This window comes from Kiloniella sp. (assembly GCF_048270245.1).
GTDB lineage: Bacteria > Pseudomonadota > Alphaproteobacteria > Kiloniellales > Kiloniellaceae > Kiloniella.
This window is the reverse complement of record NZ_JBLWTH010000001.1, coordinates 174,046-190,066: the sequence shown is the minus strand read 5'-3', so window position 1 is coordinate 190,066 and position 16,021 is coordinate 174,046. Positions and strand designations below refer to the sequence as shown.

Annotated in this window: 15 protein-coding genes; all 15 read right to left on the bottom strand. The window is 47.0% G+C overall.

The genetic code is table 11. The features are described 5' to 3' along the window. Positions 1–56 precede the first annotated feature (56 nt). Positions 57–326 carry a 30S ribosomal protein S15 gene (rpsO, locus tag ACN0W5_RS00870; protein WP_047764175.1) on the bottom strand — a complete coding sequence of 90 codons (270 nt, stop codon included), beginning with the start codon at positions 324–326 and terminating at the stop codon, positions 57–59. A gap of 35 nt (positions 327–361) precedes the next feature. Further along, positions 362–1,291 carry a tRNA pseudouridine(55) synthase TruB gene (gene truB, locus ACN0W5_RS00865; protein WP_417452390.1) on the bottom strand — a complete coding sequence of 310 codons (930 nt, stop codon included), beginning with the start codon at positions 1,289–1,291 and terminating at the stop codon, positions 362–364. Next, positions 1,291–1,743, bottom strand: coding sequence for a 30S ribosome-binding factor RbfA (rbfA, locus tag ACN0W5_RS00860; RefSeq protein ID WP_417452389.1), 453 nt, complete (start codon positions 1,741–1,743; stop codon positions 1,291–1,293). The genes truB and rbfA overlap by 1 nt, the downstream gene beginning before the upstream one ends. A gap of 28 nt (positions 1,744–1,771) precedes the next feature. Further along, positions 1,772–4,450: a translation initiation factor IF-2 gene (infB, locus tag ACN0W5_RS00855; protein WP_417452388.1), complete on the bottom strand. Its 2,679-nt coding sequence runs from the start codon at positions 4,448–4,450 to the stop codon at positions 1,772–1,774. Then, complete coding sequence (locus ACN0W5_RS00850) at positions 4,447–5,118, bottom strand: RNA-binding protein (protein ID WP_417452387.1); 672 nt, start codon at positions 5,116–5,118, stop codon at positions 4,447–4,449. The genes infB and ACN0W5_RS00850 overlap by 4 nt, the downstream gene beginning before the upstream one ends. A gap of 23 nt (positions 5,119–5,141) precedes the next feature. Further along, positions 5,142–6,683 carry a transcription termination factor NusA gene (nusA, locus tag ACN0W5_RS00845; RefSeq protein WP_417452386.1) on the bottom strand — a complete coding sequence of 514 codons (1,542 nt, stop codon included), beginning with the start codon at positions 6,681–6,683 and terminating at the stop codon, positions 5,142–5,144. A gap of 121 nt (positions 6,684–6,804) precedes the next feature. Beyond that, positions 6,805–7,350, bottom strand: coding sequence for a ribosome maturation factor RimP (rimP, locus tag ACN0W5_RS00840; protein WP_417452385.1), 546 nt, complete (start codon positions 7,348–7,350; stop codon positions 6,805–6,807). Between the two features lie 267 nt (positions 7,351–7,617). Continuing rightward, entirely contained in the window at positions 7,618–8,325 is a 708-nt protein-coding gene (gene trmB, locus ACN0W5_RS00835) for a tRNA (guanosine(46)-N7)-methyltransferase TrmB (protein ID WP_417452384.1), read from the bottom strand. Positions 8,326–8,352: 27 nt separating this feature from the next. After that, a complete protein-coding gene (metK, locus tag ACN0W5_RS00830; RefSeq protein ID WP_417452383.1) occupies positions 8,353–9,525 on the bottom strand; it encodes a methionine adenosyltransferase in 1,173 nt (390 codons plus the stop codon). A 222-nt stretch (positions 9,526–9,747) separates the two neighbouring features. Continuing rightward, positions 9,748–10,230, bottom strand: coding sequence for a helix-turn-helix domain-containing protein (locus ACN0W5_RS00825; protein ID WP_417452382.1), 483 nt, complete (start codon positions 10,228–10,230; stop codon positions 9,748–9,750). 115 nt (positions 10,231–10,345) lie between these two features. Beyond that, the gene (lnt, locus tag ACN0W5_RS00820; RefSeq protein ID WP_417452381.1) at positions 10,346–11,944 is read right to left on the bottom strand and encodes an apolipoprotein N-acyltransferase; all 1,599 of its coding nucleotides are present in this window, start codon (positions 11,942–11,944) and stop codon (positions 10,346–10,348) included. A 6-nt stretch (positions 11,945–11,950) separates the two neighbouring features. After that, positions 11,951–12,892 (bottom strand): hemolysin family protein, encoded by a 942-nt coding sequence (locus tag ACN0W5_RS00815; protein ID WP_417452380.1) that lies wholly within the window; start codon positions 12,890–12,892, stop codon positions 11,951–11,953. Then, entirely contained in the window at positions 12,885–13,511 is a 627-nt protein-coding gene (gene ybeY, locus ACN0W5_RS00810; protein WP_417452379.1) for an rRNA maturation RNase YbeY, read from the bottom strand. The genes ACN0W5_RS00815 and ybeY overlap by 8 nt, the downstream gene beginning before the upstream one ends. Before the next feature lie 53 nt (positions 13,512–13,564). Next, positions 13,565–14,521 (bottom strand): PhoH family protein, encoded by a 957-nt coding sequence (locus tag ACN0W5_RS00805; protein ID WP_417453109.1) that lies wholly within the window; start codon positions 14,519–14,521, stop codon positions 13,565–13,567. An 83-nt stretch (positions 14,522–14,604) separates the two neighbouring features. Then, positions 14,605–16,011 carry a tRNA (N6-isopentenyl adenosine(37)-C2)-methylthiotransferase MiaB gene (gene miaB, locus ACN0W5_RS00800; RefSeq protein ID WP_417452378.1) on the bottom strand — a complete coding sequence of 469 codons (1,407 nt, stop codon included), beginning with the start codon at positions 16,009–16,011 and terminating at the stop codon, positions 14,605–14,607. Positions 16,012–16,021: the final 10 nt, after the last annotated feature.

Below are 16,021 nucleotides of genomic sequence, written 5' to 3'. Positions count from 1 at the left end.
GGCCAACAGGAATGATATTCGCTGTAGACCGGGTGTTACATGAAACTTCCTTTGCCTTAGCGGCGAAGGCCGAGACGTTTGATCAGAGCATCATAACGGCCCTGATTTTTCTTTTTGGTATAGTCCAGCAGACGACGACGCTGACCAACCATTCCAAGAAGACCACGACGGGAATGGAAATCCTTTTTATGATCTTTTAGGTGTTCAGTCAGGTTGTTGATACGCTCAGATAGAATAGCTACCTGTACTTCTGGAGAACCAGTATCACCTTCAACAGTGGCAAACTCTTTTACGAGTTCCTGTTTACGCTCAGCCGTAATCGACATCGCTTTTCCTTCTTTAAAAGCTATCTAGGAAAATCCTAGAGATTTAAAACACGTACTGACCTCACCTCACCTTTTTCAAATCGGGCCAAAGCAACGGGTGTTCCATTTTCTGTTGCCAGAAAAACATCCCCGTTAACTAAGTCACCAATCCGGTCAAGATCATGTCGCGTTATCATAGATAACACTTGACCATGACGAAGGCGGGTTGCTTCAGTTTCTGATAAGGCCAACGCCGAGATGTCGTCCAGCGCGGTCTCTACCGGGAGCAAAAGCTCCTCGGCAGCGGGACTATGCCCGATCTCTTCAAGAGATTCCAGTGAAATCGCATGTTCTAAGGTAAAGGGTCCTACGCGTGTACGTCGTAGCTCAATCACATGAGCACAGGTTCCCAATGCCTTGGCGAGGTCACGGCCCAGGGAACGAATATACGTTCCCTTTCCACAATTGACCTCAAACTCGGCGACATCCTCGCTTCGCATATCGATTAAATCAAACCGATCAATATGTACAATACGGGATTTTAGCTCGAACTCTTCATCGCCATCACGCGCCAGATCGTAAGCTCTTTTACCATCAACTTTTATTGCGGAATAACGTGGCGGAACTTGTTCCACATCACCAATAAACTTTGTAAGAGCCTGAAGTATATCTTCTTTTACAGGGCGTGCTGGGCTGATTTCAATAACCTCACCCTCGCGATCTTCTGTCGAAGTAGCTTCCCCCCACTTCACAGCAAATCGATAGGTTTTACGCCCGTCCATTGCATAGGATACTGTTTTGGTTGCCTCACCAAATGCCAAAGGAAGCAAACCACTGGCCAAGGGGTCAAGCGTTCCGCCATGCCCAACTTTTTGAGCATTAAGAATACGTCTCGCCTTGCCAACCAATTGTGTAGAAGAAAGTCCAAGAGGCTTGTCCAAAACAAGCCATCCATGGATAGGAAGACCTTTTTTCTTACGGGCCATCAGCTATCCGCTTCGTCATCCCCGGCTTGCGACTCGGTCAATGTCTCATCATCTTCCTGACGCAGATCCTGCTGAACACTATCGCTTTGCAACAAAGTATTGATTTTAGCAGCTTCATCAAACGAAGTATCAGGTTCGAACCCAATCCGAGGACAGCTTCTAAGTCGCAGCATATGGCTTAATTCACGGCGAAAAAAACCATTCGCTTTGTTCAAAGATTTTGTCACCGCGTCAAGATCAGCCCCACCCAAAGGCACAACAAAAGCTGTCGCATTCTTCAGATCAGGACTAATCCGCACTTCTGAAATTGTGATAATCACACCTTCCAGATTTGGATCATTAAAGCTTGTCCGATTCAGAACTTCAGACATCGCGTGGCGAATTTCTTCGCCCACGCGCAACTGTCTTTGGCTTCTGGGTGAACCACTGCGGTTTTTATTATTGGAACTCATATCATCCCTTTATCGCTGGCGAGAGCTACTATAGCTCTCGTGCGATTTCTTCGATGACGTAACACTCAATCTGGTCACCCACTTGAATGTCTGAATAGTTTTCAAAGGCCATACCACATTCGTAGCCTTCCTTCACTTCCTTCACTTCATCTTTGAAGCGACGCAAAGTCTTCAGAGCACCATCATGAATAACCACGTTATCACGTAGCAAGCGAACTTTAGATCCACGTTGAACTGATCCTTCAGTGATCATGCAACCCGCAATTTTACCAACCTTGGTAATATTAAAGACTTCGCGAATTTGCGCATAACCAGTGAATTTCTCACGCTGTTCAGGCTCAAGAAGGCCGCTCATTGCTGCTTTCACATCATCCACTACGTTATAGATGATGGAATAATAACGAATATCAACATTTTCGCGACGTGACATTTCACGTGCCTGTGGGTTCGCACGAACGTTAAAGGCAATAACGAATGCACCCGTGGACTGAGCCAGGGTGATATCAGATTCGTTAATCGCACCAACGCCAGTATGCAGAATGTTCACTTTAACTTCGTCAGTGTTCATTTTCTGCAAGCTTGTTGCGATTGCTTCCATAGAACCGTGCACATCTGCTTTGACGATAACCGGAAGCTCTTCCGCTTTACCTTCTTTCAGCTTAGCAAGCATCTGTTCCAATGAACCACGACCTGCTGCTGCGGCAGCAAGATCTTTTTTCTTCTGCTCACGATACTCAGCAATTTCACGGGCTTTGGCATCGGTATCAACAACAACAAAGTCATCACCTGCACTCGGTGTACCGTTTAGACCCAGCACCTCAACAGGAAGTGAAGGTCCAGCAGAATTCACCTTTTGACCACGTTCGTTTGTCATTGCACGAACACGACCCCACTCGCTACCTGTTACAAAAATATCGCCAACATTTAGCGTTCCTTTTTGAACAAGTACAGTCGCGACAGAACCGCGACCTTTATCAAGCTTGGCTTCAATCACAGCACCAATAGCAGCACGGTCAGCATTTGCTTTCAACTCAAGCAATTCAGCCTGGAGCATGATGGCTTCTTCAAGCTTATCAATACCCATTTTTGTTTTAGCTGATACTTCAACAGTCTGGATTTCACCGCCCATGTCTTCGACAATCAGCTCGTGCTGAAGTAGCTCTTGCTTCACTCGATCAGCATTTGCTTCAGGTTTATCCATTTTGTTGATCGCAACAATGATCGGCGCACTAGATGCTTTAGCGTGATTAATCGCTTCGACAGTCTGTTCCATGATACCATCATCACCAGCAACAACCAGAACAACGATATCAGTTACAGTCGCACCACGTAGACGCATTTCAGTAAAAGCGGCGTGACCTGGTGTATCCAAGAAAGTGATCTTGTTACCAGAAGCTAGATTGACCTGATAAGCCCCAATATGCTGGGTGATACCACCTGCTTCGCCGCGGACAACATCCGCAGAACGAATGGCATCCAGCAACGATGTTTTACCGTGATCCACGTGGCCCATAATAGTAACCACAGGCGACCGAGGTTGTTGCTCTTCATCAGTTTCATCCTGATTACCAAGAATACCTTCTTCAACATCCGCTTCGGTAACACGTTTGATTGTGTGGCCAAGTTCCTGAACAACGATTTCCGCAGTGTCAGCATCAATCGTCTGATTGATTGTTGCCATCACACCAAGCTTCATAAGTTGTTTGATAACCTCAGTCGCACGTTCAGCCATACGGTTAGCTAGTTCCTGAACTGTAATTGTTTCAGGCAAGATAACTTCACGTAAAACTTTGATCGGCGCTGCGCGGTTACCACCACGCTCTTGTTGAAGCTTCTTCTGACGGCGACGCTTAACAGAGGCCAATGAACGTTGACGTCCATCATTATCTGAAGTGGCACTGGATATAGTCAATTTGCCTTTGTTACGGCGATCACCAGTGGCTTCTTTTTTATCGGTAGCCTGCTTAGGCACAAAAGTAGGTTTGTTCCCCTGCTTAACACGACCACCAAGCTCATTCGCAATAGCTTCCCCAACGGAAGCCGGTGCAACATTAGGCTTCTTCTTAGGTCTTGGCTTAGGCTTAGCAGAACGAGGATCAGGTGCACGCTCAGCAGCTTCACGCTTCTTGCGGGCTTCTGTCGTAACACGTGCAGCAGCTTTGGCTTCTTCTTCTGCTTTTTCCATAGAACTTTTAGTGTTCTCTGCCCGAGCGACAGCAGCTTCTGCTTTTAAGCGCTCAGCTTCTTCCGCAGCGAACCGTGCATCTTCTTCAGCCTGAATAGCAGCTTTGCGTTTGTTTTCTTCGTCTAAACGTTTTTGCTCTTCTTCAGCAGCCTGTTTTTTGCTCTCTTCGGCTTCACGTGCAGCCGCAAGAACCTGCATACGTTTTGCTTTTTCAGCATTCGTCAGGTCATCGTGTGTTGCCACAGGCTTTGGCGCTTTTTTTGGCGCAGCAGGTGCTTTTTTCTCAGGTTTTGGTGCTTCGGTTAGGCTTGGTTCTGGCGTTGTAACCTCAGCCATACGCCCACTCTCACCGCGTTCAAATGTCCGGCTGCGCTTCACTTCAACCGTGACGGATTTAGACCGCCCATGGCTAAAACTCTGTTTAACCTGGCCGGTTTCTACAGTTTTCTTCAACTCAAGCGTATTCGGCCGGCTTAATGTCAGCGGCTTTTTGCTCTTACTGGTGTCCTTGCTCGAGGTCATTCTTTCAGGCGTCCACTTACTCTTTTGGCGGGATGTCCCGCAATTCCTCTTACAGCTAACAACCGCGCCACATCAGCGGCGAACCTATCAGCGATTCCACTCGGTCTAAGCGCTACATGTACCCAGGTATCCCGGCCTAGCGCTTGCCCTAGCTCATGCCCGGTAAAAACTTCGTTTATCGGCAAATCAGGATCAATGGCCCTGGCCAATGCACGAATTTTACCGCGCCCATCTTCTGCCGCATCTGCGGCTTGTACAAGTATCTTGACGTTCCCTGAAGAAAGCCAAGCTTTCGTTTTTTCAAACCCTGCTACTAAATGTCCTGCACGTTTTGCCAGACCTAGAGCATCAAGGCAACGTTTCGTTAGCTGCGTGTCAAGTTGCTCGATCAGATCATCGGGCACTTTAACCTTCGCTTTAGCCGAACGAGCGAATAATTGTTTATGACACGCTTTCTCTACCATATCCCGGCTTGGAGACAACCAGATTCCGCGTCCCGGCAGTTTTCCGAATAAATCCGGAACAACATTTCCTTCCGGCCCGATCACAAATTTCAACAGGGCCGACTGAGGGAAAAGATCACCAGAAGCAATACAGCGTCTTTCAGGTTCGCTCTTTCGCTTTTTTCTGACCTTCTTCTTTCCCTCAGTTTTTTTCTTCGTTACCAAAGCATCTAATCCTCTGGCTCTATCTATTCACTCGCCTCAGATTCAGAAGCAGCTGCATCTTCATCTGCAAACCAGTGCGCACGTGCTGCCATGATTATTTCGTTTGCCTTATCTTCTGACATTGCAAGCTCTTCACCAAGCATTTCAACAAGCTCGTCCCCGGCTAGATCAGCCAGATCATCCAATGTTTTAATGCCTTGCTCAGCCAAATGAACCACTTGCTCAGCAGATAGGCCATCCACAGACATCAGGTCGTCTTGAACACCTAAATTCTGGCGAGACTCTTCAAGTTCTTTTTCGTGAGCTTCAAGGAATGTACGGGCACGATTACGAAGTTCTTCTGCAATGCCTTCGTCAAAGCCTTCAATGGCAGCAAGCTCGTCAACAGGAACATATCCGACCTGTTCAACACTTTCAAAACCTTCTGCAACCAAGAGATGGGAAATCACATCATCGACATCAAGAGCATCAATAAAGTTTTGCGAACGCTGCTTGATTTCTTCCTGACGGCGGCGAGATTCTTCTTCATCCGTCATGATATCAATATCCCAACCCGTCAGGATAGAGGCCAAACGAACGTTCTGACCACGACGACCAATTGCAAGAGAAAGCTGATCATCAGGTACAACAACCTCAATACGCTTTGAATCTTCGTCCAAGACAACTTTGGAAACTTCAGCTGGTGCCAAAGCGTTCACAACAAATGTCGCAACGTCTGGAGACCAAGGAATAATATCAATCTTTTCGCCCTGGAGCTCTGTCACGATGGCCTGAACACGGCTACCACGCAAACCAACGCATGCGCCGACAGGATCAATCGAGGAGTCCTGTGAAAGAACCGAAATCTTGGCACGACTACCCGGGTCACGGGCAACCGCCTTAATTTCAATCACACCATCATAAATTTCAGGCACTTCCTGTGAGAAAAGTTTTGCCATAAATTGAGGGTGAGAACGAGAAACGAAGATTTGTGGGCCACGAGCTTCTTCACGTACATCATAGATATACCCGCGAACACGATCGCCATTACGAAAGTTTTCACGCGGCAGAGTTTCATCGCGGCGCATAATGGCTTCGGCTTTGCCCAAATCAACAGTAACATTACCAAACTCGTTCCGCTTAACAACACCGTTGATAACCTCACCAACGCGATCTTTGTATTCACGGAATTGTCTGGCACGCTCTGCATCGCGAACTTTTTGAACAATTACCTGCTTTGCTGTCTGTGCAGCAATACGACCAAGGTCGATCGGTGGTAACTCATCAAAGAAAAATTCACCAATTTCAATATCAGGCTGGCGGACTTTAGCATCTTTCAGTGTTGTTTGTGTAAGTTCGTTCTCTACTTCTTCAACAACCTCTGTATAACGACGCAACCTAACTTCACCAGTTTTACGATCAATTTCAGCGCGAATATCGCGCTCGTGACCATACTTTGCACGCCCCGCTTTGGAAATAGCCTGCTCCATCGCATCCAGCACTTCATCTCGTTCAATACTTTTTTCACGAGCAACAGCTTCAGCAACCTGAAGAAGTTCAGTTCTATAAAGAGCAGTCGTTTCCATTTGCCCTCAAATCCTCAATCTATCATGACAGCCAGATCAATCCGCACCGTCACTTTACTTGTTTATCCTATAGCGCAGTACTACACGTACTTCGCTACAACGCATTTTTCACAAACGTGGATTATCCACCCGCTTGTGCTGCAGCAATCAGTTCATCTGTCAAAAGAAGCTTCGCTCGCGACATGTCCTGAAAAGCCAGATATACTTCGGCCTCTTCCTCTTCGAGATCAAGATGAATAGCTTCACCTTCCACCCCAAGAAGACGCCCTTTAAAACGTCTGCGTCCATCAACATTGATCAACATTTCAACCCGGGCATCAAAGCCAGCAAAGCGTTGAAAGTCAGATAAGCGTGTTAATGGGCGGTCTATACCGGGTGAACTTACTTCCAGACGAAAAGCTCCAGAAATTGGATCTTCAACGTCCAAAAGCGCTTCAATCGCGCGGCTGATATCTGAACAGTTATCAACAGTCATGATCTCGGTCAGATCACTATGCTCAGCCATCACCTGCAGCGTTTTGCGCTCATCACCACCTGTAATCATAACACGAACGATATCAAAGCCCATAGACGCCAGAGTCGGGGCTATAATCTGCTCTATTTGGGCAGCTTTACCGTCACTCGTTTTGGCAAGAAGAGGTATCGTACCCCCTTTAGCGTCTAACAAAAACTCATCTCCGTTTGTATACGCGTCTACTCTATGCTTTTGGGTTATGCCATTGATCAAAGACATAAAAACAACATTAGACGCTGAATTTAGATACAAAAAATGGGCCTTAAGGCCCGCTTTCAAAACTTCGATGTAGCGGGCTACAACAAAGTGTGTCCCGCGCGCACTGTAACCTCAGCCTCATTACAGTGCAAGCGCTTTTCTAAAGCCATCGTAAAAGTGCTGTTTAACATATATTCAGTGAGCAGACATTACTCGAGTAATTTATGTGCGCACCGCCCTTTTAAAACGCAAGTACCCGGGCTTGAGACCTTTTTTCAAGGCTTTTTCTTCATAACGTGTCTTAGGCCAATCGTCTGTGCGCTGGTTCCAGTCACCTTTTGATTCAGCCTGCCAAGTAAACAACGGGTGAGGGACTGTTCTTTCAAGCATCCATTGCAGATACCCCATATCATCCGTCGCCATTCGAAGTTCACCACCGTCCACTAACAACTCTGCCAGCAAGTCCAATGTTTCAATCTGAACGATACGACGCTTATTGTGACGGGCTTTATGCCAGGGATCAGGGAAAAGAACAAAAACTTTGCTGAGAGAGTTCTTTGGCAAGAACGGCATCATATCCCGGACATCACCCCGATAGATACGGACGTTTTTAGCCCCGTTATCGTCAAGATGGCCAAGCAAACTCGCAACACCGTTAATGAAGTATTCAGCCCCAATCAGGTTGACATCGGGGTTGTGTTCAGCCTGCCAAGCCAGATGCTCGCCACCACCAAAACCGATTTCAAGCCATGTTTCATGGCCTGATCGTCCGAACATATCGCCTAGGCTATAAGGAACAATGTTTTCAGGATCACCCAGCACTATCTGGATTTTTGGCAGAACTGTCTCAACAAGCTCCGTTGCCTTTTTTCGCAGAGGGCGACCCTGTCGACGGCCATAAAAAGTACTACGCTTAACAGGATCGCTCATCTTCTTTACTCTACGTCTTCTCAGCTCTTATAGATTAAAGGCTGACTTAAGGTTGTCCACAAGACCAAGGTGCTCCCATGAGAAACCTCCATCATCTTCAGGACGACGGCCAAAGTGGCCGTAAGCTGCTGTACGCGCGTAAACAGGCTTGTTCAAAGCCAAATGCTCACGAATACCGCGTGGGGAAAGATCCATAATATCCATCAGGATCGCTGGAAGCTTCTGTTCATCAACCTGGCCTGTGCCATGCGTGTTCACATAAAGTGAAAGTGGCTTGGACACGCCAATTGCATAAGAAACCTGAATTGTACAGCGCTCGGCGAGGCCAGCACCAACAACATTTTTCGCAAGATAGCGCGCAGCATAAGCTGCTGAACGGTCAACCTTGGTCGGATCTTTACCAGAGAAAGCACCACCACCATGCGGGGCTGCGCCACCATAAGTATCAACAATGATCTTACGACCCGTCAGGCCTGCATCACCATCGGGACCACCAATAACAAAGCGTCCGGTTGGATTTACATAGAATTCATCGTCAGAACACATCCAACCCTGCGGAAGTTCTTTTTCGACGTGACGTCGTACGATTTCACGAATCTGGTCACTATCCATACCCTCAGCATGCTGAGTGGACACAACAACAGACGTTGCACGAACAGGTTTTCCATCAACGTATTCCAGAGTCACCTGGCTTTTGGCATCTGGCCCCAAACCGGGTTCTTCACCGGAATGGCGAACATCAGCCAAAGAACGTAGAATATTGTGCGAATAGAAAATAGGCGCAGGCATATAACCTTCGGTTTCCTTACAGGCATAACCGAACATAATACCCTGATCACCAGCACCTTCGTCTTTATTACCAGCGGCATCTACGCCCTGGGCGATATCCACAGACTGCTCATGGATGAAGTTCTGTACATCCATGTTCTTCCAATGAAAACCGTCTTGTTCATAGCCAATGTCACGAACAGCCTGACGAGCCACTTCCTCAATGACATCTGGTGTCACCGAAGCAGGGCCACGAACTTCACCGGCCAAAACGATCCGGTTAGTTGTTGCAAGTGTCTCAACCGCAATACGGGACTGCGGGTCGTGAGAGAGGTATAGATCTACAATAGAATCTGATACGCGATCACAAACTTTGTCAGGGTGTCCTTCAGACACAGACTCGCTTGTGAAAAGATAGCTGCCAAGTCGCACGACAACCCCTTTCTATATGATTATAAAAAAATTGATCGGCGCACCGGAAAGTAACGTTAATGCGACCCATGCCCGACCAAATGCACTATATAACGAAAAATGCATATAATGCAAAACGCGATCAGGAATGCCTGATCGCGCTCTATAATGCAATGCATAAATTAATGATTCACTGATAAACCAAAATTTAAATACATAATTTTTACTGTTACCCAGAACAGATTATTCTTTAGCTGTTCCTTCAGAAGCAGCTTCAGCAGCCGTCCCCAGAGCTTTTGTCATCTCAAAAAGACGCTTCCGCACCTGTGGATCAACAATTTTATAATAAGCTCTGACCAGCTCAAGTGTTTCGCGTTTCGCCATCGGGTCTGCTTCGTGAACAAAAGCTTCAACCTTTTCTTCACTCATTTCGCGCAAACGTACAGGCGATTGTGACGCAACTTCATCAGGCATGTCTGCGAAGAAATAGCCCACAGGCACTTCGAGAACACGTGCCAAGTCATACAAACGACTAGCACCAACGCGGTTGGCACCACGTTCGTATTTTTGAACTTGCTGGAAAGTCAGACCAATAGCTTCGCCCAGCTTTTCTTGGCTCATGCCCAGAAGGGTCCGACGCAATCGAACTCTGCTACCAACATGAACATCAACTGGATTTGGTTTACCTTTACCACGAACTGGTTCGTTTTCTTGTACTCGACCCATAATTTCACTCTTTCTAAACTGCACACAAGCAACCATCTATACGAGCAAATTTATGCATACTATCGTATGTAGTCAACTTATTTCTTTCAAAAGAGTGTATTTTATTAGTCTTTCACTACTTTTTACTCCTGATCACCAATGGTAGTAGAAGGAGACCGATTAGTAGCAGTACAGAGAAATTGCCAATGAGCGAAAACAAGGTTTGCCCAGAGATCTTTTTTGGTAATCCTGTGTCAACAATGCCCTTTTCTCCTAAACCAATACTCTTGATCACACGCCCATAAGCATCAATAGAAGCAGATATACCCGTGTTCGCAACACGGATCACAGGAAGACCTTCTTCAACAGCCCTGAGTTGTGCCATCCCAAAATGCTGATAAGGACCACTGGTTATTCCGAACCAGCCATCGTTGGTTGCATTGAGTATCCAGTCTGGCCTTTTGGAAGAGTTGGCAACCGCACCCGGGAAAATAATTTCATAGCAAATCAACATGCTCATCCCGGGGAGTCCAGGAACATTCATCGTACGGAGCCCTTCACCCGGTGTAAAATCAGAGCTCCCAGCCGTCATTTTTTTTAGGAACGGCAACCAGTCTTTCAAAGGTACGTACTCGCCAAAGGGGACAAGATGGAACTTGTCATAAGTGTCGATAATTTCGCCGCGGCGATCAAGGACATGCATGGAGTTCCTGAAGCTCCGCTCAATACCTCCATCAACAGACAGCTCTTCAACTCTTGGAGCACCCGTAATCAAATATCCAGATGGTGGAACGACTCTTGAAATAACGGAACGTAACTCCTTATCCCCAGACAATAAAAAAGGCACGGCTGTTTCTGCCCAGATTACATGGGTAATATCCTTGAATCCCTCACCTGCACTCAGCCCCATCTGAGTTACAATGTGTTCCCCCCGCAGGTCCGGTTTCCACTTGTCAGCCTGATTTATGTTTGGCTGAACAAGACGCATTTTTATGTTGTCAACGAAGGCTTCACTACCCGTCGATGCTGCACTTAATCTAAAGGCACCGTAGCCCCAAACAAATAAGGGCATACACAGAACAAGGAGCACGAAGGCAACACGGCGTTTCATTTCTGAAAATGGAACCTTGGAACTTTCAAACAACACTGCTGGTGCACTGGCAACAAGAAGAGTAAGGAGACTCAAGCCCCAGACGCCAGTTAAGCTTGCAAATTGAATCATTTGATCAGAGAAAGTCCAAACTGAACCGATAAGATTCCAAGGGAATCCCGTAAAAATCCAAGACCGAAGCCACTCGACAAATAACCAGATCGCCGAAAAGGCCAAAACCCGCTCTATCCCCTTAAAACTAAGCCGCCCCATTACGTAACCGATAAGGAGATGAAAAAGTCCCATTCCTGCCGCCAGGGCAAGAATCGCAAAGGGCATTAACCAGGCGTGGCGAGCGCTATTAACCAGAAAAGCTGCACCAACCCAATAGAGGCCAACGGCAAAATATCCCGTTCCAAATGCCCATCCGATAAAGGCTGCTTTTTTGGGAGTTTCAGCACCTTTCCAGAGCCATAAAAGACCGACAAAGGCAGGAAACAATAAAGGTATAAAAAACAAAGGTGCAAAAGCGGTTGCAGATAGCCCCCCCAGAATGGTGGCGACCCCATAGCGCTTCCAACCTCTAATTTCTTGTAAATTTTGGCTCAGGCTATAAACACCTGCCAGTCCCCGCCCAATCACCATACTGGCTTAGCCTTCTTTTTGTTCTTCGCTATCTGCTGCCGTATTTTTCCATACTTTTAAGCGCTTAATTCTGCGTGGATCAGCATCGAGGACCTCAAACATAACGGCTGTTTCCTCATGCTCAATCAATTCACCTCTCGCAGGGACACGATCAGCAAGCCAGAAGACCACCCCCCCAAGAGTATCAATGTCTTCATCGCGCTCTTCATCGGTCAGAATAGGACCTATCTTTTCTTCTAGTTCCTCAATTGGACAGCGCGCATCAGCGACAAAAGAACCATCAGGACGTGGATATAGACGCGGGCCTTCGTCGGTATCGTGTTCATCTTCAATCTCGCCGACGATCTCCTCGACAAGATCTTCAATCGTGACAAGCCCGTCAATTCCGCCGAATTCATCCACAATCAAAGCCATGTGGACACGCGACATGCGCATTTCCAACAGCAAGTCAATCGCCCGCATGGATGGGGCAATAATCAAAACACGACGAACAATACTGGCCAAGTTTGGATTACGCGCGCCCTTTGAATACTCCAAAACGTCTTTGATATGGACCATACCAATGACATCATCCAGTGTTTCCCGAAATACAGGTAGTCTTGAGTGCCCTGCGCGGCTCATCATATCGATAAGATCCCCGATGGAAGTATCCAAATCCACAGCGATAATATCAGCACGGGGCACCATCACGTCAGAACAAGTCAAATGACGAAGCTTTAGGATATTCCCGAGCATAACGCGCTCGTCTTCCCCAATAGGAGTCAATGATGCAGCTTCATCTTCGCTGCCTTCGATTTCCTCAATGATTTCTTCCATCGTCTCACGAAGACTGGAATCGCCATTTTTGAAACCAAAGCTACGCGTCAACCAATTCCATAGTCCGCCGCGCGACGATGCCTCTGCATCCTGGTCGCGCAGCGACTTACTATTTCCAGATATTTCACTCATCTATCATACCCTGTAAAAGCCGATCGCCATCAAGCTCGTAAGGGTTATTAACGCCAAGCCTATTCAAAATTTCTACCTCAAGCCCTTCCATCTCAAGTGCATCATCATCTTCAATATGATCATACCCCAACAGGTGCAAAACACCATGCACCAAAAGATGCGAAAAATGATCTTCCAGCCTTTTAGATTGCTCATTTGCTTCTAAAATCAAGGTTTCAATAGATAAAACAATATCGCCAAGCGGCAAAACACCACGTTGAGAAGCAAGGTCAGCCTCGTCCGGGTCATCAAGTGTAGAGAAAGAAAGAACGTTCGTTGGCTTGTCTTTACCCCGGTATTCCTTATTCAAAGCCTGAACAGAAACATCATTTGCCAAGACAACAGATAGTTCCGCTTCCGAAATCAACGTCGTCTCAGATGAAGAAGGGTCTGCTGAAAAGCCAGCAAAGACATAAGAGGCAATTACAGCCCGATGGATAAGCGCTTGATGGTGCGGAAGAAGCTCAGACCACTGCGATTCCTTAAGCTCAACAGATACATCGAACCCCGAAGACATAAATGAAGCGCCTTCATTGCTCAAAGACCGTTCCAACGCTTCAGTCATAATCAGGTCAGACATCTATCTGCCTTCCTAATAAAGCCCCCCCTGACACCAGACAGGGGATCGACGGGTTAGCCATCAAAGAAATCTCTTTCTTTCGCTTCACCTTTATTTTCATGATTATCATAGGCACGAACAATTTTTGTAACCAGTTCATGACGAACAATATCTGCATGAGCAAACTGCACGAAACCGACTTCTTCCAATTTGGCAAGGGTTTGAGTTGCATCCCGTAGGCCAGACAGTTGCCCCTTTGGCAAGTCCACCTGTGACATATCACCCGTCACAACCATTCGCGACCGCTCTCCAAGCCGGGTCAAAAACATTTTCATCTGCACAGGTGTCGTATTCTGGGCTTCGTCCAGAATAACAAAGGCATTCGACAGAGTACGGCCACGCATAAAAGCAAGAGGCGCGATCTCAATTTCACCGTTTTCCAGCCGGCCCATAACTTGATCCGAAGGAAGCATATCATGCAAAGCATCATAAAGCGGGCGTAAATACGGATCGACCTTGTCTTTCATATCTCCAGGAAGGAAGCCAAGTCGTTCGCCTGCCTCGACAGCTGGACGAGAGAGAATAATGCGCTCAACATCACCGTTCAGTAACAAGGAAACCCCATAAGCAACAGCCATATAGGTCTTGCCGGTTCCAGCTGGGCCGACACCAAAGACCAACTCGTGTCGTTGCATTGCCTTGATATACGCGGCTTGACCTGGCGAACGTGGATTAAGGCGCCTTTTACGCGTTATAATCGCCAGCTCATCGCCATGCGTTGATTCTACTGCTTTTTCAGTTTCATCAACATCCGGCGTTATTTGCGCCATACGAACAACCGCATCAACTTCACCATCACCGACGTCCAAACCCTTTTGTAACCGTTCATAGAGTGCCTTTAAAACAACCTTTGCTGTCGCTACAGAATCTTTATTACCGCTTATTGATACCTGATTACCGCGCGAAGCGAGATCCACACCGAGGTGCTGTTCCAATCGAACTAGATGTTGGTCATGTTCCCCATAAAGCATGGGAAGAAGACTGTTATCATCAAACTCAATTAATTTATTTTGCCGTGCACCACGGGCGGCTTGTCCGTTACGAGCTCTGGCTGTCAAATGCGTCCCTCCATTCCGGCTTTGGCATGCTCTATATTATGCGCGTCAAAACCGCCAAAGTCACCTGTTACTACTGAACCTGTTAAAGAATTTGGTTTTGCTGTCTCTATTTTGACATCAACAATTTGCCCCATTAAACGTTCAGGAGCCTGCACAAAGACAGATTGCATGTACGGACTGCGCCCGCCTAGCTGCCCAGTTTCGCGACCTTTGCGTTCAATCAAAACCGAAAGTGTTTGCCCGATCATGCTCTGGTTAAACGACATTTGCTGTGCATTAAGTAATTCCTGTAACATTGCCAAACGTGTTGACTTAACATCCTCTGGGACCTGTGCATCAATACCTGCAGCTGGCGTCCCCGGACGTGGGCTATATTTAAAGGAATAAGCTTGGGCATAATTAATATCAGTAACCAGACGTAGCGTGTCTGCGAAGTCCTGATCACTTTCGCCTGGAAATCCAACAATAAAATCAGACGACAGAGCCAATTCAGGGCAAACATCGCGAAGCTTGTCAATTACCCGTCGATATTCATCGCCAGTGTGTTTACGATTCATCATTTCCAATATGCGGTCAGAACCACTTTGAATTGGTAGATGCAAATAGGGCATGAGTTCAGAAAGGTCGCGATGTGTATCAATAAGCTCATCATCCATATCATTTGGATGCGATGTCACATAACGAAGACGTTCAATACCATCGACTTCTGCAAGTTCTCTAAGTAATCGCCCCAAACGCCATGTTTTGCCATCAGCACCTTCACCGTGGTAGCCGTTCACATTTTGACCAAGAAGAGTAACTTCACGCGTACCATTGGCAACCAGACGCTTGGCCTCGTCAACAATTGCCGTTACAGGACGAGAAAATTCAGCACCACGAGTATAGGGAACAACACAGAAGGTACAGAACTTGTCACAGCCTTCCTGAACAGAAAGAAAAGCCGACGGACCATGCGTTTGGCTTTCTTCCGGCAGAAAATCAAATTTGGATTCAACAGGGAAATCCGTGTCAGAGATGCCTCGGCCAGTGGTATTACCAAGCGCCTTTGTGACCATTTCAGGTAAACGGTGATAAGTTTGTGGGCCAAACACCATATCAACCTGTTTTGCACGGCGTAAAATCTCTTCGCCTTCAGCCTGTGCCACACAACCGGCAACACCAATCAGCATGCGCTCACCACCGGATTCGCGCTTCTCCTTGAGACGACGTAACTGCCCAAGCTCAGAGAAAACCTTCTCAGAAGCTTTTTCGCGTATATGACAGGTATTGAGAATCACCATATCAGCCACGTCAGGGCTATTCACGGTCTCGTATCCCAGAGGAGCCAGAACATCTGTCATACGAACCGTATCATAGACGTTCATTTGACAGCCATAGGTCTTAATATAGAGCTTTTTTGCCAACGTAATTACC